General features: G+C 36.4%; 19 protein-coding genes. 18 read left to right on the top strand and 1 reads right to left on the bottom strand.

Features of this window, described 5'->3' with window-relative positions; all coding sequences use genetic code 11:
* Nucleotides 1-4 precede the first annotated feature (4 nt).
* The 18 genes from HBN42_RS01775 to HBN42_RS01690 all read left to right on the top strand — a co-directional run bounded on the left by HBN42_RS01775 (nucleotide 5) and on the right by HBN42_RS01690 (nucleotide 19,193).
* Complete coding sequence (locus HBN42_RS01775) at nucleotides 5-2,641, top strand: FtsX-like permease family protein (protein ID WP_165993130.1); 2,637 nt, start codon at nucleotides 5-7, stop codon at nucleotides 2,639-2,641.
* A 135-nt stretch (nucleotides 2,642-2,776) separates the two neighbouring features.
* Entirely contained in the window at nucleotides 2,777-3,373 is a 597-nt protein-coding gene (locus tag HBN42_RS01770) for a restriction endonuclease subunit S domain-containing protein (protein WP_165993128.1), read from the top strand.
* A 10-nt stretch (nucleotides 3,374-3,383) separates the two neighbouring features.
* Nucleotides 3,384-4,343: an aromatic acid exporter family protein gene (locus tag HBN42_RS01765; protein WP_165993126.1), complete on the top strand. Its 960-nt coding sequence runs from the start codon at nucleotides 3,384-3,386 to the stop codon at nucleotides 4,341-4,343.
* A gap of 82 nt (nucleotides 4,344-4,425) precedes the next feature.
* On the top strand, nucleotides 4,426-5,676 hold the full coding sequence (locus HBN42_RS01760) for a DUF2130 domain-containing protein (protein ID WP_165993124.1): 1,251 nt from the start codon (nucleotides 4,426-4,428) through the stop codon (nucleotides 5,674-5,676).
* A gap of 245 nt (nucleotides 5,677-5,921) precedes the next feature.
* On the top strand, nucleotides 5,922-6,803 hold the full coding sequence (truB, locus tag HBN42_RS01755) for a tRNA pseudouridine(55) synthase TruB (protein ID WP_165993755.1): 882 nt from the start codon (nucleotides 5,922-5,924) through the stop codon (nucleotides 6,801-6,803).
* 27 nt (nucleotides 6,804-6,830) lie between these two features.
* Nucleotides 6,831-7,763: a bifunctional riboflavin kinase/FAD synthetase gene (locus tag HBN42_RS01750; protein WP_165993123.1), complete on the top strand. Its 933-nt coding sequence runs from the start codon at nucleotides 6,831-6,833 to the stop codon at nucleotides 7,761-7,763.
* Nucleotides 7,764-7,804: 41 nt separating this feature from the next.
* Nucleotides 7,805-8,209 (top strand): Spx/MgsR family RNA polymerase-binding regulatory protein, encoded by a 405-nt coding sequence (locus tag HBN42_RS01745; protein ID WP_165993120.1) that lies wholly within the window; start codon nucleotides 7,805-7,807, stop codon nucleotides 8,207-8,209.
* Between the two features lie 2 nt (nucleotides 8,210-8,211).
* On the top strand, nucleotides 8,212-8,490 hold the full coding sequence (locus HBN42_RS01740; protein WP_165993118.1) for a UPF0223 family protein: 279 nt from the start codon (nucleotides 8,212-8,214) through the stop codon (nucleotides 8,488-8,490).
* Complete coding sequence (locus tag HBN42_RS01735) at nucleotides 8,480-9,247, top strand: inositol monophosphatase family protein (RefSeq protein ID WP_165993116.1); 768 nt, start codon at nucleotides 8,480-8,482, stop codon at nucleotides 9,245-9,247. The genes HBN42_RS01740 and HBN42_RS01735 overlap by 11 nt, the downstream gene beginning before the upstream one ends.
* Before the next feature lie 154 nt (nucleotides 9,248-9,401).
* Nucleotides 9,402-10,268 (top strand): phosphate ABC transporter substrate-binding protein PstS family protein, encoded by an 867-nt coding sequence (locus tag HBN42_RS01730; protein WP_165993114.1) that lies wholly within the window; start codon nucleotides 9,402-9,404, stop codon nucleotides 10,266-10,268.
* A 10-nt stretch (nucleotides 10,269-10,278) separates the two neighbouring features.
* Nucleotides 10,279-11,214, top strand: coding sequence for a phosphate ABC transporter permease subunit PstC (gene pstC / locus HBN42_RS01725; RefSeq protein ID WP_165993112.1), 936 nt, complete (start codon nucleotides 10,279-10,281; stop codon nucleotides 11,212-11,214).
* A complete protein-coding gene (gene pstA, locus HBN42_RS01720) occupies nucleotides 11,204-12,091 on the top strand; it encodes a phosphate ABC transporter permease PstA (protein ID WP_165993110.1) in 888 nt (295 codons plus the stop codon). The genes pstC and pstA overlap by 11 nt, the downstream gene beginning before the upstream one ends.
* A gap of 15 nt (nucleotides 12,092-12,106) precedes the next feature.
* Nucleotides 12,107-12,910: a phosphate ABC transporter ATP-binding protein PstB gene (pstB, locus tag HBN42_RS01715; protein WP_165993107.1), complete on the top strand. Its 804-nt coding sequence runs from the start codon at nucleotides 12,107-12,109 to the stop codon at nucleotides 12,908-12,910.
* 11 nt (nucleotides 12,911-12,921) lie between these two features.
* Nucleotides 12,922-13,680, top strand: a complete 759-nt coding sequence (gene pstB, locus HBN42_RS01710; RefSeq protein ID WP_165993105.1) for a phosphate ABC transporter ATP-binding protein PstB — start codon at nucleotides 12,922-12,924, stop codon at nucleotides 13,678-13,680.
* Between the two features lie 69 nt (nucleotides 13,681-13,749).
* A complete protein-coding gene (phoU, locus tag HBN42_RS01705) occupies nucleotides 13,750-14,403 on the top strand; it encodes a phosphate signaling complex protein PhoU (RefSeq protein ID WP_165993104.1) in 654 nt (217 codons plus the stop codon).
* A 70-nt stretch (nucleotides 14,404-14,473) separates the two neighbouring features.
* A complete protein-coding gene (locus tag HBN42_RS01700) occupies nucleotides 14,474-17,011 on the top strand; it encodes a M1 family metallopeptidase (RefSeq protein ID WP_165993102.1) in 2,538 nt (845 codons plus the stop codon).
* 219 nt (nucleotides 17,012-17,230) lie between these two features.
* Nucleotides 17,231-17,905 carry a response regulator transcription factor gene (locus tag HBN42_RS01695; protein ID WP_165993100.1) on the top strand — a complete coding sequence of 225 codons (675 nt, stop codon included), beginning with the start codon at nucleotides 17,231-17,233 and terminating at the stop codon, nucleotides 17,903-17,905.
* Nucleotides 17,898-19,193 (top strand): sensor histidine kinase, encoded by a 1,296-nt coding sequence (locus HBN42_RS01690; protein ID WP_165993098.1) that lies wholly within the window; start codon nucleotides 17,898-17,900, stop codon nucleotides 19,191-19,193. The genes HBN42_RS01695 and HBN42_RS01690 overlap by 8 nt, the downstream gene beginning before the upstream one ends.
* 204 nt (nucleotides 19,194-19,397) lie before the next feature.
* Here the strand turns inward: HBN42_RS01690 and rpsT are convergent, their stop codons facing one another.
* Complete coding sequence (gene rpsT / locus HBN42_RS01685; RefSeq protein WP_165993096.1) at nucleotides 19,398-19,640, bottom strand: 30S ribosomal protein S20; 243 nt, start codon at nucleotides 19,638-19,640, stop codon at nucleotides 19,398-19,400.
* Between the last annotated feature and the right edge of the window lie 40 nt (nucleotides 19,641-19,680).

Here is a 19,680-nt window from a genome sequence, read left to right as displayed (position 1 = left end):
TCTTATGAAAAGCAAAACATTATGGAAAGATATTTTTAGGTCATTCCTAAAGTCAAAAGGAAGGTTCCTGTCCTTATTTCTCCTCATGGCCTTGGGATCTTTTGCTCTAATTGGTTTAAAGGTAACAGGGCCAAACCTTGAAAGGACAGCCGACCAGTTTATTTCTAAACGTCGGGTCATGGATCTGACTGTTATTGCTTCGACGGGTTTTTCTAAAGATGATAGAGCAGAGCTCAGAACCATTCCAAAAGCAAGAGTGGAATTAGGACATCTCTTGGATGCCAATCTTATCTCAGAAGAGAAATCCATCCGACTCTTTTCAAGACCTCAGAATCTATCACTCTATGATTTGAGCAAGGGGCACTACCCTCAAAATAAAAATGAAATTGTCTTATCCAGCTGGTTGTCAAGCAAGTATAAGCTGGGAGATCACATTAAGCTCGAAAGTAAAAAAGAGGGTCTACTGAATAGTGACACCTATAAAATTGTCGGTTTTGCCTCATCTTCAGAAATTTGGTCTAAGAGCAATTTAGGGAGTTCTACGACAGGTGATGGGAATTTGGCCCTATATGGCCTTCTAAGCCCAGATTCCTTTAAGATGACTGAGAATATAGCCAGACTTAGATTCGACAATTTAAGGGGCCTTAACAGCTTCTCAGAGGCCTATGAAAGTAAGCTCTTAAAAAATCAGAGTCACCTTGAAAATTTATTAGCTGATAATGGTTTCAGACGTTTAGATGAATTAAAAAAAGAAGGACAGGAAAAAATCAGCAGTAGCCGTAAGAAGATTATAAAGGCTAAGGAAGAAATTGCTGCTAATGAGAAATATCTGAGCTACTTACCGGCCCAGGAAAAAGAAGCAGCAGAGAAAAAACTAGAATCTACAAAAGAAGAGATCAAAAGTAAGGAAAGTCAATTAGATGAAGCTCAAAAAGAGATAGACCATCTAAGCGAGCCCACATATAAGATCTATAATCGCGCAACCGTACCTGGTGGAGAAGGCTATCAAATTTATAATACATCGACCTCTTCTATATCAATGGTTGGGAATATATTCCCCGTCGTCTTATATTTTGTTGCGGCTTTAGTAACCTTTACAACCATGACACGTTTTGTTGATGAGGAAAGAACTAACTCAGCCTTGTACTTAGCCCTAGGCTATTCTAAGCAGGCTATCTTAGCGAAATTTCTAAGCTATGGTCTCTTAGCCAGCCTTCTTGGAACTAGTCTTGGCATATGGGGAGGAACCTATCTCTTATCCTCTTTAATTGCCAAAATTATTCGGACCAATTTGATCATTGATTGGACACATTTTTATTTTTATTGGAATTATGCCTTTTTAGCTTACGGCATAGCCTTTGTGTCAGCTGTTTTACCAGTATATCTAATTGTTCGAAAAGAACTCTTCCAAGCACCAGCTCAGCTTTTATTGCCTAAGGCTCCTACAAATGGCTCAAAAATCCTATTGGAAAGGATAAATTTCCTATGGAAGAGGCTTACCTTTACACAAAAGGTAACCATCCGCAATATCATGCGTTATAAGCAACGCATGTTTATGACTATTTTTGGAGTAGCTGGTTCTGTGGCTCTTCTCTTTTCCGGTCTGGGCATTCAGTCCTCTCTTTCTAAAGTTGTCGATCATCAGTTTTCAAATTTGACTCCCTATGATATCTTTGTGATTACAAAAGAAAAGCCTAGGGAAAAAGAAATAAAAGAGTTGACAAGCTTTTTAAGATCTGATCAGGTAGCCTCTTTTGAAAAGGTAAAGTTTTCAAATACTAATCTGAAAATTAAAGGTCAAAAGAATCACTACCCTGTAAATATAGTGGCCACTGATAAAGAAGACTTAAAACCCTATCTCTATACGAAGAGTGTCAAGTCCAATACTTGGCTTAAGATACCTGAGAAGGGAGTTCTGATCTCAGAAAAACTAGCCCGACTTCACCGCGTTAAGGAAGGTCAGAATCTACTTTTAAGAGATGATCAAAATCATCAGATAACGGTCAAGGTTAAAGGTATTATTGACATGAATGTAGGTCATTATATTCTCATGTCAAACTCTTACTATCAGGAAAAGTTCCAGGGAATCACTAGTAAAACAGCCTACTATCTTCATCTAGCAAAGAATAATAAGGATGCCATCAAAGAAAGAGCCAAAGAATTACTGACCTATGATGGAGTAGAAGGGCTCTCTCAAAATGCTCTCATTGTTGATTCTGTCAATGCCATAGTAGCTTCTTTAAAAAATGTTATGGCTCTTCTTGTTTTCTTATCACTCTTATTAGCCTTGGTTATTCTCTATAATCTCACTACCATTAATATTGCTGAGAGGATAAGAGAATTATCAACTGTTAAAGTTCTTGGCTTTCATGACCATGAAGTGACCCTTTACATCTATAGGGAAACCATCATCTTATCTGTGATTGGAATTGTATTTGGCCTTATTGCTGGAAAGTATCTGCATTTATTGATTATGACATTGATTGGTGCTGATAATATGAATTTTGGCACACAAGTGGATGCCTATGTTTATCTTCTTCCAGTCATGTCAATTATTATTTTAATCCTAGCCCTTGGTCTAATGGTTGATCGTAGGTTAGCCAAGTTGGATATGTTAGAAGCCTTAAAATCTGTAGAATAAGCTTAAGTTAATTAAAAAAGTAAGATTGAAGAAAAAGTCTCTTTAGATTCGTTCTTCAATCTTATTTTATAGCTTGAAATTGGTTTATGAATGTGATAGTATTAAAATACTATAAACTGATAGAAAGATACTATTGTGGATACTCTAATTGAAGACTACCTTAAAGATGGTAGAAAAAAGCTGCCGCTAGGCCAGGGAGTTGAGTGCTTTAAAGGAAAGGCTGTTACTAAAAAAATGGCTGAAGGAGACTATGGTTTAATCAACCTCTCAGATATGGGAGCCTATGGCATAGATTACAGCAACTTACGGACCTTTCATATGGAACGTAGACAGCTTTTACGCTATCTCCTTGAAGATGGAGATGTCCTAATTGCTTCCAAGGGGACTGTTAAAAAAGTTGCTGTATTTCAAAAACAAAGGCAGGAAATTGTGGCTTCTTCAAATATAACTATCTTGCGACCAAGAGATTATTTCCGTGGCTACTATATAAAATTCTTTTTAGAGTCAAGAGTTGGTCAGGTCTTTTTAGAACAAGCAGACCATGGAAAGGATGTCATCAACCTTTCAACCAAAGAATTATTGGAAATTCCTATCCCGCTTATTCCAATGGTTAAGCAAGACTATCTGATTAACCAATATCTGCGTGGTCTAAATGATTACCATCGCAAGTTAAATAGGGCGGAGCAGGAGTGGGAACATATTCGCAAAGATATCGAAAAGACGATAAACTAGGTTAGAAATTATGAATTTATTTGAGAGAACCTTGAAAATGGTCCTAGCAACTGGCCTATCTATCCTTTTAGCCCAATGGTTAAATTTGAGCTATGCTAATTCTGCTGGGATCATTGCCTTATTAAGTGTGCTAGACACACGCCAATCCAGTCTTTCCATTGCAAAAAAGAGACTCATTTCCTTTTTGATTTCTTTTGCTATAGCTGTTTGCATATTTTATTTTTGTGGTTATGGTTTAAAGGCTTTTATCTTATATCTCCTTCTTGCCATTCCAAGCTTATATTATCTGAAGATTGAATCTGGTCTAGTACCAATCACAGTATTAGTCAGTCATCTGATGCAATCACGAAGTCTATCCATAGCAAGTTTAGAAAACGAATTTTTGCTTTTTATCATTGGGACAGGTCTAGCCTTACTCTTTAATATCTATATGGGGACCAATAGTAAAAAGATTCAACTACAGCATCAGATCATTGAAAATGATATGAAGGCTATTTTATTTCAACTTGAAAATGCCATCTTAAATAAGAGCCATGCACCCTTAGAAAAGATGGTAGAAGACCTTGATAAGCAGTTGTTGCTTGCTTTAGATTTGGTCTATAGAGATAGTAATAATCAGCTCTTTCAACAAACCAGTGATCAGGTTCACTATTTTGAAATGAGGCGTAACCAGAATAGGCTGCTAAAGGATATGGTTAAAACCAGTAGACATATTAATGGTAATTGTCGAGAAGGAATCCTACTTTCTCACCTGATTCATGAAACAGCCAAGCAGCTAAGTGAGACGAATTCAGCCCTCACCCTGATTTCTGATATTAATGATCTTTTAGAAACTTACCGTCACGGGAATTTACCTCAGACTCGTGAAGAATTTGAAAATAGGGCACTCTTGTTCAAAATTTTACAGGATCTGGATTATTTTATTAAGGAAAAAACAACTTTTTATCAGAACTATAAGAGCCAGAAGTAGTTGGCTGCTATTAAAGATTAGGAAAGCCTATCCTAGTCTTTTTTTGGTATAATAAAATCACTAAGCCCAAAGGAAGAAAATCATGAAAGAAATTAAATGCCCTCATTGTCATACAGTCTTTACTATTGATGAAAGTGACTATAACTACCTCCTAAGACAAGTTAGAGGACAGGAGTTTGAAAAAGAAGTGGAAGAACGTCTTCACAATGAGAAAGCCCTTCTTGAAGAAAAAGCAAAAAATGATTTACAAAGTAAGTTAAGTCAAAAAGCCCAAATGATTGCTGAACTAGAAGCAAAGCTTGAAAGTCTTTCTTCTAAAAATGCTTTAGAACTGGCTGAAAGTTTATCAGAAAAAGATAAGGAGCTTTTTGCTTTGCAACATCAACTTGAAAAAGTATCCTTGGAAAACCAGGCTAATTTACAAAGTGCAACCAGTAATCTTGAGAAGGAAAGAGACAAACTTCAAAACCAAATCTTACTCCAAGAAAAAGAGAGCGCCTTATCCTTAGCTTCTTTGAAAAATGAATTTGAGGTGCAACTAAAAGCAGCAAATGAACAGGTGGAATTTTATAAAAATTTCAAGGCGCAACAATCTACCAAGGCTATTGGAGAAAGCTTGGAACGCTACGCTGAAACAGAGTTTAACAAGGTACGGAGCTACGCTTTTCCTAATGCCCATTTTACAAAAGATAATGAACTGTCAAGCCGTGGCTCTAAAGGGGATTACATCTATCGAGAGACCGATGATCAGGGTGTTGAAATCCTATCAATCATGTTTGAAATGAAAAACGAAGCTGACACTACAAAAACCAAACATAAGAATAGTGACTTTTTTAAGGAATTAGATAAAGACCGTAGAGAAAAGAAATGTGAATATGCTGTACTGGTAACCATGCTAGAAGCTGAAAATGATTACTATAATACTGGTATTGTTGATGTCAGTCATGAGTACGAAAAAATGTATGTTGTCCGTCCGCATCTTTTCATCCAATTGATTGGTATTTTAAGAAATGCTGCTATGAATGCTTTGAAATATAAGCAGGAACTAGCTTTGGTTAGAGAGCAAAATATTGACATCACCCATTTTGAAGAAGACTTAGATAAATTCAAATCTGCCTTTTCACGGAATTATGACCTTGCCAGCCGTAAGTTTAAGACAGCCATAGATGAAATTGATAAAACAATTAGTCATTTGCAAAAGACAAAGGATGCATTACTTTCTTCAGAAAATAATCTGCGTCTTGCAAATAATAAGGCAGATGAAGTGACCATCAAAAGATTAACTAAAAACAACCCTACCATGAGAGAGAAATTTGAGAATTTAAAAAATTAAAAAGCTCCATTATAAGACTCTTCTTATAGGGTAATCTGGGAAGTTTCAGGGACTTTGGATCTAGCTTTTAGAAGATCAGTATTTCCTTATCATTGAAAGTCAGCTGACTGGTCAAAGCTAGGTCAACTGACCGCTGATAAAAAAAGCAATATGTCCCTAAAATAAGAGCTGTTTTTCTTGTCAAAGTTCTTTAAAAACAGTTATAATGGATAAAGTTATTAGAAAAGATAAGATGAGTGTAGATGATGAGAAGTGGAATTATTAATGTCAAGAAAGAAGCAGGCATGACATCACATGATGTCGTTTTTAAGCTGCGTAAGATACTACATGAAAAGAAAATTGGCCACGGAGGGACGCTTGACCCAGACGTGGTGGGAGTCTTACCCATAGCAGTTGGTAAGGCAACCCGGGTATTAGAGTACATGACAGAAGCCGGAAAAGTGTATGAGGGACAAGTGACCTTTGGCTACTCCACCACCACAGAAGATGCAAGTGGTGACATTCTTGAAGAAACTCCGGTAGCTAGAACCCTCAGTGAAGATGATATTGATAAGATGATGGATTCCTTCAGAGGTCGGATTAGACAGATACCTCCCATGTATTCTGCTGTGAAAGTAAAGGGACGTAAACTCTATGAATATGCTAGAGAAGGACAAATCATTGAACGGCCAGAAAGACAGGTTGATATCTACCAATTTGTGCGGACCAGTCCTCTAACCTTTGAAGACCAGGTCTGTCGTTTTGATTTTAAAGTTTCTTGTAGTAAGGGAACATATGTTAGAACCCTAGCTGTTGATTTAGGACGACATCTGGGCTATGCCAGTCACATGTCAACTCTAGTCAGGACGGCTTCTGCCGGTCTGACCTTAGATCAGGCCTTCAGCTTAGAAGACATTGAAAAAATGGTAGCAGCTGAGGATTATTCTTTCTTCCTGCCAATCGAATATGGGGTCATTGATTTACCTCGCTTGATCATTAATGAAACTGAAAAAACTGACCTAGGTTTTGGTCGGAAAATTTCACTGCCTAGTTCTGAACCCATCTTAGCAGCTTTTTATCAGGAAAAGCTCGTGGCGATTTTAGAAAAAAAAGAAGAAGGCTATAAACCCAAGAAGGTCCTTATCTAATTAAGTAGATAAGTAGAATGGAAAAACATGGAAATACAGAGAATAGAAAGCTACAAAGATATCAAGGAAGCAGAAGAAACGGTCTTGGTATTAGGCTACTTTGATGGGTTACATCGAGGGCATAAGGCTTTGTTTGATAAGGCCAAGTCACTTGCTAGCAAGGAATCATTGAAAATTGTAAGTTTAACTTTTAATGAATCACCCAAATTGGCTTTTGTTCGCTACAGTCCAGATTTACTGTTACATATTGCCTATCCCAAAAAACGTTATGAAAAGTTTGCGGAATATGGTGTTGATAGTTTGTATTTGATTGATTTTACTACGGCATTTTCAAAAGTTTCTTCCGACGACTTCATAAAAAACTATATTGGCCAACTAAGGGCTAAGTATATTGTGGTTGGCTTTGATTACAAGTTTGGTCACAACAGAACAAACTCTGATTATCTCCAAAGGAATTTTGATGGCAAGGTATATACTATTGAAGAAAAAAAATTCCGAGATCGTAAAATTTCTTCTACTTGGATTAGAGAACTGATCCAAAAAGGAGATGTCAAAACAGCTAATCAGCTCCTAGGTTATTCCTTCTCTACCAGAGGTATGGTAGTGCACGGGGATGCGCGTGGTAGAACCTTAGGATTTCCTACGGCAAATCTAGCTCCTATCGATCGGACTTTTCTACCAGCAGACGGAGTTTATGTAGCTGATGTCATTGTAAATGGTAAGACTTATCGTTCGATGACCAGTATTGGAAAGAATGTAACCTTTGGTGGCACAGACTTGCGTTTAGAGGCTAATATTTTTGATTTTGACGGACTTATCTATGGGGAATCAATAGAAATTATTTGGTTAGATAAGATTCGTGACATGACAAAATTTGAAGGAATTGAAGATTTGATAGAGCAATTGAATCGGGATAAAGAAATTGCACTAAATTGGAAAAAAGATAGCCATTTTCATTAAATTTTTGTATAATAAGGTAAGAAAAAAGTCAGAGGAAAAGTATGGTTACCTTATTTTTATCACCAAGCTGTACCAGTTGCCGAAAAGCAAGGTCATGGCTTATTAAACACGAAGTGAATTTTGAAGAACATAATATCATTACAAGTCCACTAAGTCGTAATGAACTCTTGTCTATCTTGTCCTTTACTGAAAATGGAACAGAGGACATTATTTCAACGCGTTCTAAAGTCTTTCAAAAATTAAATATAGATGTTGACGAACTAGCTATTTCTGACTTAATTGATTTAATTGCTGATAATCCTAGTCTATTACGTCGTCCTATTATCATGGATCAAAAAAGAATGCAAATTGGTTTTAACGAAGACGAAATCAGAGCCTTTTTACCAAGAGACTATCGTAAACATGAATTGCGTCAAGCAACTATTAAAGCTGAGATTGAGGGATAAGTATGTCAGAAAATTATCACTATCCACTTGATATAAATTGGAGCACTGACGAAATCACATCAGTGCTTTCTTTTTTAAATCAGGTAGAAAAGGCCTATGAGGAAAAGGTCAAAGCTCAAACCTTGTTAGCTGCCTACAAAGGTTTCAAAAAAATCGTACCGAGCAAGTCCCAAGAAAAACAAATTGATAAGGCCTTTGAAAAAAGCAGTGGCTATTCAACTTATCAGGCGGTCAAAAAAGCTAAGGAAGTAAAGGAAGGATATTTCTCACTTGGAAGATAAATTTGTATTTGCCCAAAAGTTAATAAGAGAAGCAGGACAATTTGTCAGGAAAAAAATGACTGAGCAATTAGCCATTGAAATTAAAGAACAATATGATGATTTGGTTACTAATGTTGATCAAGAAACCCAAGAGCTGTTAATTTCTCTTATTAAAAAAGAGTATCCTGATGATCATATCCTAGCCGAAGAAAATAATGTTCGTCATCCCATTCAGGATGGATCTGTTTGGGTATTAGATCCTATAGACGGAACAGTGAACTTTATTGTTCAAGGTGAAGACTTTGCGATTATGATTGCTTATTTTGAAGAAGGTAAGGGACAGTTTGGTCTTATTTATGATGTCATGAATGATCAGCTTTTATGTGGCGGTGGTTCCTTTGATGTTCGTTTAAATGAAGACCTTCTAGAACCTTATCAAAAAACAAGTTTAAACCGTTCTTTGATTGGCTGTAACTCTGGGATGTATGCTCATAATGATCGGGGAATCAGTAATCTCATTAAAGAGACCTTGGGTGTCAGGGTATATGGAGGGGCTGGAATTACCATGTTGAAGGTGATGACTCGGAAACTTTTTGCCTATTTTTCATATATTCAACCTTGGGACTATGCAGCCCCTTTAATAATCGGTAAGAAACTGGGCTATTGCTTGTTAACACTAGATGGACAGCTACCCAATTTCAGAAGTCGAGAAAAGGTCATGTTTATACCAGAAGTTGAGTTAGCACTTGTTAAGAGCTTTCTAAATTCAGAAACATGATAGCTCTTAAATAGGTCTTGTAAGCTTAGAGCAATATTTTTAATTATTTTTTAAGTTAATAGCTCTTTAAATGAGCATTCACTTGTGATAGTATAGCCTTTGGACTATAATTTTGGTATCTCAATCTTTAAAATTTACGAATAGGAAAAGTACAATGAATTTAAAAAAGAAATTATTCTTATTAAGTCTGTTCACGCTTTCAACGGTGTTTTTGACAGCTTGTTCGAGTTGGATTCAAAAAGGTGAATCGATTACTGCGGTAGGATCTACTGCTTTGCAACCCTTGGTAGAAGCTGCTGCTGATGAATTTGGAAAAAACAACTTGGGAAAAACAATCAATGTTCAAGGTGGTGGTTCAGGAACCGGCTTGTCACAGGTACAGTCCAAATCTGTTCAAATCGGAAACAGTGATTTATTTGCTGAGGAAAAAGATGGTATTGATGCTTCAAAACTAAAAGATCATCAAGTTGCTGTTGCGGGACTAGCAGTAATTGTCAATCCTAAAATTAAGGTATCCAATTTAACAACAGACCAATTAAGAAGAATTTTTTCAGGTGAATACACTAACTGGAAACAGGTTGGAGGCCAGAATCTAGATATTTCAGTGATCAATAGGGCGGCCAGCTCAGGGTCACGTGCTACTTTTGATGATGTTATCATGAAAGACGTGCATCCTAAGCAAAGTCAGGAACAAGATTCAAATGGTATGGTCAAATCCATTGTTTCACAAACACCGGGGGCGATTTCTTATCTAGCTTTCTCATATGTTGATGATTCCGTTAAATCTATTAATCTGAACGGCTTTGCTCCTGTAGCAGAAAATGTAACAACAAATAATTGGCCATTGTGGTCATATGAGCACATGTACACTAATGGAAAAAAAGATGACTTAACAGAAGAATTCTTGTCTTATATGATGTCTGAAGAAGTACAAAAAAAGATAGTTTCACATATGGGCTATATTCCAATCACAGACATGAAAGTTGTAAAAACTCATGATGGAAAAGTCACTAAGAAGTAGTGGGGGAAGTATGAAAAATCAGGAATTGGCAAAAAAATTAGTTTCGCCTTCGAAAAATTCACGCTTGGAAAAATTTGGGAAAACCTTAACTTTTCTTTGTTTGGGATTAATCGTTTTTATTGTTGCAATGATTTTAATCTTTGTAGCGCAAAAAGGGCTGTCAACATTTTTTGTAGATAAAGTTAATCTGTTTGATTTCTTATTTGGTACTGAATGGCAACCAAGTATTAAGGGTAAAAATGGATTGCCTATCCTTGGTGCACTACCAATGATCAGTGGCTCTTTTATCGTTACCATTTTATCAGCGATCATTGCAACGCCCTTTGCGATCGGTGCAGCAGTCTTTATGACTGAAATTTCACCAAAATATGGTTCTAAAATATTGCAACCAGCAGTTGAATTGCTGGTCGGTATCCCATCAGTTGTTTATGGTTTTATTGGGCTTCAGGTTATTGTTCCCTTTATTCGTACTCTCTTTGGAGGAACTGGCTTTGGTATCTTATCAGGGGTTTGTGTCCTATTTGTTATGATTCTGCCAACTGTTACCTTCATGACAGTTGATAGCTTAAGAGCTGTTCCAAGACACTACCGTGAAGCTTCTTTAGCTATGGGAGCTACGCGCTGGCAAACCATTTGGCGAGTTGTTTTAAATGCTGCTCGTCCAGGTATCTTCACAGCTATAATATTTGGTATGGCCAGAGCCTTTGGTGAAGCCTTAGCAATCCAAATGGTTGTAGGAAATTCCGCTGTTATGCCAACTTCTCTAACAACCCCAGCAGCCACTCTAACCTCAGTTTTGACAATGGGAATTGGAAATACTGTAATGGGAACTGTTCAAAACAATGTTCTATGGTCATTGGCCTTAGTATTGTTACTAATGAGCTTAGCCTTTAATTCACTTGTAAAATTAATTACGAAAGAGAGAAAGAGAAATTATGAACGCTAAAAAAGTGGATAAAATAGCAACTGGTAGCTTGTATGCTATTGCTGGAATAATAATAGCTATCTTAACGTCATTGATTCTCTTCATCCTTGTTCGTGGTTTACCCCATGTTTCTTGGTCTTTCTTAACTGGCCAATCCTCTTCTTATGAAGCAGGTGGAGGGATCGGAATTCAGCTTTATAATTCCTTTTTCTTACTCATTGTCACACTTATTATTTCAATACCCCTTTCAACAGGAGCAGGCATCTATTTGGCTGAGTATGCTAAAAAGGGTCCATTGACCAATTTTATTCGTACCTGTATTGAAATCTTGTCATCTTTACCATCTGTGGTAGTTGGTTTATTTGGTTATCTGATTTTTGTGGTACAATTTCAGTATGGATTTTCCATTATATCTGGTGCCTTAGCCCTAACTGTCTTTAATCTTCCACAAATGACTCGTAATGTTGAAGATAGCCTGTTACATGTTCACCATACACAAAGAGAAGCTGGTTTAGCCTTAGGTCTATCTCGCTGGGAAACTGTTTTTTATGTTGTTATTCCAGAAGCTTTGCCAGGTATCGTAACTGGTATTGTCTTAGCCTCAGGGCGTATTTTTGGTGAAGCTGCTGCGCTTATCTATACGGCAGGTCAATCAGCTCCAGCCTTAGATTGGTCAAATTGGAACCCACTAAGTGTTACCAGTCCAATTTCCATCTTCCGTCAATCAGAAACCTTGGCTGTTCATATTTGGAAAGTTAACAGTGAAGGAACTATTCCTGATGGAACCCTAGTTTCTGCGGGTAGTGCTGCTGTGCTATTAATCTTTATCTTAATATTTAACTTATCAGCTCGTTTTATTGGTAAAAGACTTCATTCTAAAATGACAGCGGCTAAGTAAGACATAGGAGAGAACATGACAGAATATAATTGGAATGAACGACATATCATGACCATCAAAGAAGAGTCAATAGCTTTATCCACTAAGGATTTACATGTTTATTATGGGGAAAAAGAAGCTATCAAGGGGATTGATATGCAGTTTGAAAAAAATAAAATCACTGCCCTCATTGGCCCTTCAGGTTGTGGGAAATCTACCTACCTAAGAAGTCTCAATCGAATGAATGATACCATCGATGTTGCTAAGGTAACTGGTGAAATACTCTATCAAGGAATTGATATTAATCGTCAAGATATGAATGTTTTTGAAATCAGAAAACATATTGGCATGGTATTTCAAAGACCTAATCCATTTGCAAAATCAATCTATCGTAATATTACCTTTGCCCATGAAAGAGCAGGAGTTAAGGATAAGGCCGTTTTAGATGAAATCGTTGAAACATCCTTAAAACAGGCAGCCTTATGGGATCAGGTTAAGGATGACCTCCATAAATCAGCCTTTACTCTTTCAGGTGGTCAACAACAAAGATTATGTATTGCCCGTGCCATCTCTGTAAAGCCAGATATTTTATTGATGGATGAACCAGCATCAGCGCTTGATCCAATCGCAACCATGCAATTAGAAGAAACCATGTTTGAGTTGAAAAAAAATTATACCATCATCATTGTGACTCATAACATGCAACAGGCAGCTCGTGCTAGTGATTATACCGCATTCTTTTATCTAGGCGATTTAATAGAATATGACAAAACAAGAAATATTTTCCAAAATGCCAAATGTCAATCAACCAATGATTATGTTTCTGGTCACTTTGGATAGAAAGAGGTCACATGTCTGAACCTATTTTACAAATAAGAGACCTTTCTGTTTACTATAATAAAAAGAAGACTTTAAAAAATGTTACACTTGATTTATTCCCTAATGAGATCACAGCATTTATTGGTCCATCTGGGTCAGGGAAGTCAACTCTTTTAAGAGCTATCAATCGGATGAGTGACTTAAATCCAGAGGTTACGGTTACAGGATCAATCACATATAATGGACGAAATATTTACAGTCCAAGAACGGACACTGTAGACTTGCGTAAGGAAATCGGCATGGTCTTTCAACAGCCCAATCCTTTTCCAATGTCCATCTACGAAAATGTTGTTTATGGATTACGTTTAAAAGGGATTAAAGATCGACACATTTTAGACCAAGCTGTGGAATCTTCTTTGAAGGGAGCTTCTATTTGGAATGAAGTGAAAGATCGTTTACATGATTCAGCCATTGGTTTATCAGGTGGTCAACAGCAACGGGTTTGTGTAGCCAGGGTACTAGCTACCAGTCCAAAGATTATTTTGCTAGATGAGCCTACATCAGCTCTTGACCCTATTTCAGCTGGTAAAATCGAAGAGACTTTATTTAGTCTCAAAAAAGACTATACAATGGTCGTTGTTACCAGATCTATGCAACAGGCTTCTCGTTTATCTGACCGTACAGGATTTTTCTTAGCAGGTGACTTACTTGAATTTGGTAATACAAAAACAATGTTTATGAATCCTAAGATGAAAGAAACAGAAGATTATATTTCAGGGAAATTTGGATAGACTACCTGTAATCTTCAAGACTGTTTTAAGAAGTAGTACAAAATAAACAAAGAATTGAAGGAAAAAATAATGTTAAGAACAAAATTTGATGAAGAGTTAGATAAATTACATAATCAATTCTACTCAATGGGAACTGAAGTTTTAGCACAGCTAAATAAAACAGTTCGAGCTTTTGTTAGTCACGATCGCGATTTAGCTAAAGAAGTTATTGAAGAAGATGAAGTTGTCAATGAATTTGAAACAAAGCTAGAAAAGAAATCACTTGAAATTATTGCCTTACAACAGCCTGTTTCAAATGACCTAAGAACTGTCATCACTGTTTTGAAGGCTTCAAGTGATATCGAACGCATTGGGGATCATGCCTCATCAATTGCTAAAGCAACCATTCGGATGAAAGGTGAAGAGCGTATTCCTATTGTTGAAGAACAGATCAATCAGATGGGTAAAGTCGTTAAGCAGATGGTTGAAGATGCCTTAAATGCTTATATCAATGGAGACGATGCTAAGGCTTATGAAATTGCTGCTCATGATGAAGTCATTGATAACTATTTCAGGGATATTCAAACCTTAGCAGTTGAAGAAATTAGAAAAACTCCTGATGCTGTCTTTGCCGGTAAAGAGTATTTCCAAGTACTAATGTATTTGGAAAGAATCGGTGACTACGCTCGTAATATTTGTGAGTGGATCGTTTACCTTAAAACTGGTAAAATTATTGAATTGTAATATAATGTGTTATAATAGTGGATAGGAGAGTTTTCCTATACCACTATTTTTATTTACATAAAGGAGCTTTATGAAAACAGTAGAACACCTGATTGAGAAATTTGTTCCAGAGAACTATAATATCTTTTTGGACATCAACCGTAAAACGAAAACTTTTAGCGGAAATGTTGCTATAAATGGTGAAGCTTTAGATAATAATGTTTCTTTTCACCAGAAAGATTTATCCATTCAATCTATTCTCTTAGATAATGAACCCGTTCTATTTAGTGAAGACCATGACAATGAAACTCTACATGTTGAATTACCTTTTACGGGGATCATGACACTAGTCATTGAATTTTCTGGTAAGATTACAGATAATATGACTGGCATTTATCCTTCTTATTATACTGTAGACGGTAAAGAAAAAGAGGTCATTTCTACACAATTTGAAAGCCACTTTGCACGTGAAGCATTCCCCTGTATTGATGAACCACAGGCTAAAGCAAGCTTTGATTTAAGCATTAAGTTTGATCAAGAGGCTGATGAAATAGTCTTGTCAAATATGCCAGAGATTAATGTTGATTTGAGACAAGAAACAGGTCTTTGGACATTTGATACCACACCGAGAATGTCTTCTTATTTGTTAGCCTTTGCTCTAGGAGACTTACACGGAATCACCGCAAAGACTAAAAATGGAACAGAAGTGGGTGTTTTTGCGACCAAAGCGCATCCAACTAGTTCTTTAGAGTTTTCATTAGATATTGCACTGAGAGTTATCGACTTTTATGAAGACTATTTTGGTGTTAAATATCCAATACCTCAATCTTATAACATTGCTTTACCAGACTTTTCATCAGGAGCAATGGAGAACTGGGGCTTAATCACCTATAGAGAAATCTATTTGTTAGTGGATGAAAATTCTACTGTTCATAGTAGACAACAAGTGGCTCTGGTTGTCGCACATGAGTTGGCTCATCAGTGGTTTGGTAATCTTGTTACCATGAAATGGTGGGATGATTTGTGGTTAAATGAAAGCTTCGCTAATATGATGGAATATGTGTCTGTAGATGCCATTGAACCATCATGGAAAATTTTCGAAGACTTCCAAACAGGTGGACTTCAGTTGGCATTAAAACGTGATGCCACAGATGGTGTTCAATCTGTTCATGTGGACGTTAACCATCCCGATGAGATCAATACACTCTTTGACCCAGCAATCGTTTATGCTAAAGGTAGTCGCCTCATGCATATGTTAAGACGTTGGATTGGGGACAAAGATTTTGCAAAAGGTCTAGGCATTTATTTTGAAAAACACCAATACAGCAACTCTATAGGCAGTGACCTATGGAATGCCTTGTCTGAAAGCTCAGGTAAAGATGTTGCAGACTTTATGGATGCTTGGTTAGAGCAACCAGGTTATCCTGTTTTAACAGCCAAGGTTGAAGATAATCAGCTTATTTTAAGCCAAGAACAATTCTTTATTGGTGACAATAATAAGCAAGATCGTATATGGCCAATTCCTTTAAACAGTAGCTGGAAAGGCCTTCCAGAAACCCTAACTGAAAAAACCATGGTTATTCCAAACTTTGATCAGCTGCGGGCTACTAATGAGGGACCATTACGTTTTAATACCGAAAACACTGCTCATTATATCACGGATTATCAAGGACAGTTATTAGGTTTATTGGTAGAATCCATTGATTCTCTAGATAATGTCAGCCTCTTGCAAATGATCCAAGAACGTCGCTTGCTTGCTGAGAGTGGTAAGATTTTATATGCAGATCTAGTGGATTTAATAGCTAAGTTTACAGGTCAAAAATCATACATGGTAGCTTCTGCAATTCAACAAGTAATCGCTGGTTTAGAAAGATTTGTTGAGGAAGAGACAGAAGAAGAACTATCCTTTAAACGTCTGACTTCATCCATTTTTGAAGAAGACTATAGGCTACTTGGCTTTGATCAAACTGAAAATGAGTCTGACGAAGAAGAGCTGGTTCGCCAGATTACTCTCAATCAGTTGATTAGTAATGGAAATGTGGAAGTTGTTGAAAAAGCTAAGGCTATTTTTGAAAAATATGAAAGCCATATTTCTGATATTCCAGCCGCCATTCGTCGTTATGTCTTGCTTAACCAAGTCAAGTATTATGAAGATGATTCTATTATTGATCTTTACTTCGACACTTATGTTAAGACAAATAATAACAATATCAGACTGGACTTAGCCTATGCTCTTTCTAGAACACACAGCGAAAGCACTTTAAGACGAATCCTAGCTAGTTTAAAAGACAAGTCTATTGTTAAACCTCAAGATTTGGCAATGTGGTATAACTACTTATTGACCCAATCATTTACCCAAGAAAAACTTTGGCAATGGGCAAGAGAAGATTGGGATTGGATAAAGGCAGCCTTAGGTGGCGATATGAGTTTCGACCGTTTTGTTATCTATCCTGCTAACCACTTCAGAACACAAGAAAGACTGGAAGAGTATAAAACATTCTTCCAACCAAAACTTGATGATATGGCTATCAGCCGAAATATTAGCATGGGAATTAATGAAATTTCAGCACGTGTTAGCCTGATTGAGACTGAAAAAGAATCTGTTAAAAGGGCTCTGGCAAACTATTAAAGTTAAAAAGGCTTAGGGAACTATCCTAAGCTTTTTGAGACTTCTCAATCAGAGTTTTACTAGTTATAAAGCTATTTCTTACTTTCAATAGAAATGATTATGAGAAGGAATAGTTCTTGAAAGACAAGCTTTTAGGGGCATTTTTTAGAAATGATTAAGAAATGTGTGGTATGATCATAAGTAGATAACTTTTCTATGAAAAAAGTAGTGGGGTAGTAGATGATAAAAATATTATTAGTAGAAGATGACTTAAGTCTTTCCAATTCTATCTTTGATTTTTTGGATGATTTTGCTGATGTCTTACAAGTTTTTGATGGTGACGAAGGCCTCTATGAAGCTGAGAGTGGTGTCTATGATTTGATCCTCTTGGATCTTATGCTACCAGAAAAAAATGGCTTCGAAGTCTTAAAGGAAATCCGTGAAAAAGACATCAAAACACCTGTTTTGATCATGACTGCAAAAGAAAGCATAGATGATAAAGGTCATGGCTTTAACCTGGGGGCAGACGATTACTTGACCAAGCCCTTTTATCTTGAAGAGCTAAAGATGCGTATCCAAGCTCTCTTAAAAAGAACGGGAAAAATCAATAGCAACCAGTTAAACTTTGGTAATATTGCCATCAACCTTGATCAAAACTTGGTACTAATAGATGGCAAGGAAGTGGAACTACTGGGTAAAGAATATGAACTGCTTATTTACCTTCTTCAAAATCAGAATGTTATTTTGCCTAAAACCCAAATCTTTGATCGCATCTGGGGCTTTGACAGTGATACAACTATCTCAGTTGTAGAAGTCTATGTTTCAAAGATCAGAAAGAAGCTGAAAGGAACTGATTTTGTCGCAAATCTCCAAACCTTAAGAAGCGTAGGCTATATCTTGAAATCTTATGACTAAAATTAAATTAATACATAAATCAGACAGTTTTGATCATTTCTTTCATTTCTTTGCCATCTTTACAGGTATTTTTGTGGTCATGACCATTATTATCTTGCAAATTATGCGGTTTGGAGTTTATTCATCAGTTGATAGTAGTTTGATTGCGGTCGCCAGAGATTCTTCAAATTATGCTAATCGTACCATGGAGAGGATTTCTTCCTTCTATTTTGACAATCAAGACCTAAACAGTCAGAATCTAAAGATAAAAACCATGGAGCAGCCTGTTGCAAATACGGATATTATCCTCTTTAGTACTAATGGAACAATCCTTAATTCATTTGATGGCCTCAATTTTCGACAATTCAAATTAAACACCAGCGAATTAAATGAAATTAGTACACGAAAGCAGCTCAATTTCTATGGCCATTTAGAAAAATATCATACCATTACTGTTAAAGTGCATTCCAGCAACTATCCAGCTCTTGCTTATTTAATGGCTGTGGTTAATGTTGAACAACTTGATCGGGCAAATGAAAGATATGAAAAAATTATTATTTTCGTGATGATCACTTTTTGGTTAATTTCAATTATAGCCAGTATCTATTTGGCAAACTGGAGTAGAAAACCTATTTTGGAAAGTTACGAAAAGCAGAAGATGTTTGTTGAAAATGCCAGCCATGAATTAAGAACGCCACTGGCTGTCTTGCAAAATAGGTTGGAAACCCTCTTTCGAAAACCCAATGAAACCATTTTAGAAAATAGTGAGCCCATTGCTTCCAGTTTAGAAGAAGTCAGAAATATGAAAATATTGACAACTAATCTGCTTAATCTGGCAAGACGAGATGACGGCATCAATCCTGAAAATGAAGAGCTTACCGCTAGCTATTTTGATTCTATTTTCGATAACTTGCAGTTAGTGGCTCATGATTACGGTAAGAACTTAAGAACTGAAAATTTAGTAAGGCATAGGATTAAACTAGATAAATCCTTGTTAAAACAACTTATTACCATTCTCTTTGATAATGCCATCAAATATACAGATGCCAATGGTCAAATCCAACTCAGTGTAAGAACCACTGAAAAAAATCTATACATAAGAGTGGCTGACAATGGTTCAGGAATCAAAGACAGTGACAAGAAAAAAGTCTTTGATCGCTTTTACCGTGTTGATAAATCAAGAAGTCGTAGTAAGGGCGGTTTTGGTCTAGGATTATCTCTAGCTCAACAAATTGTTACAGCCTTAAAAGGTAGCATTACTATCAAAGATAACAGTCCTAAAGGCACAATATTTGAAGTGAAAATTTAAAAACAAATAAGCCTGGGATAAAAGCTTCTACCCAGAAATGCTTTATAAAATTTTTTAATCCAACATTTATATAAAAAAAGCGAACAGCTTCTACCTTTTGATGACTCTAAAGGTGTGGCTTGATCGCTTTTTTTCTTTAAGCTCTGCTATTAGCTTTTTATGGGAAAGAAAAAAACTCCTTGAGGAGTTTTCATTGGATATTTATTAGCCAAGTTTTGCAGCAAGACGTGCTTTATCGCGGCTAGCTTTGTTAGCGTGAATCAATCCTTTAGATTGAGCTTTGTCGATGCTTGAAGAAGCAGCGCGGAAAAGCTCTTCAGTTGGATTAGCTTCAAATGCTTTGATTGCAGTACGCATAGCTGATTTTTGTGCTGAATTTTTTTCGTTTGCTTTAACGTTAAGTTCAGCGCGCTTGATAGCTGATTTAATATTTGCCAATGTTTTCACCTCCGTATTAATCTAACTACACTATTATATAGAAATAATA

This window comes from Streptococcus catagoni (assembly GCF_011421425.1).
GTDB classification, from domain to species: Bacteria; Bacillota; Bacilli; order Lactobacillales; family Streptococcaceae; genus Streptococcus; species Streptococcus catagoni.
This window is presented reverse-complemented; position numbering and strand designations above follow the sequence as displayed.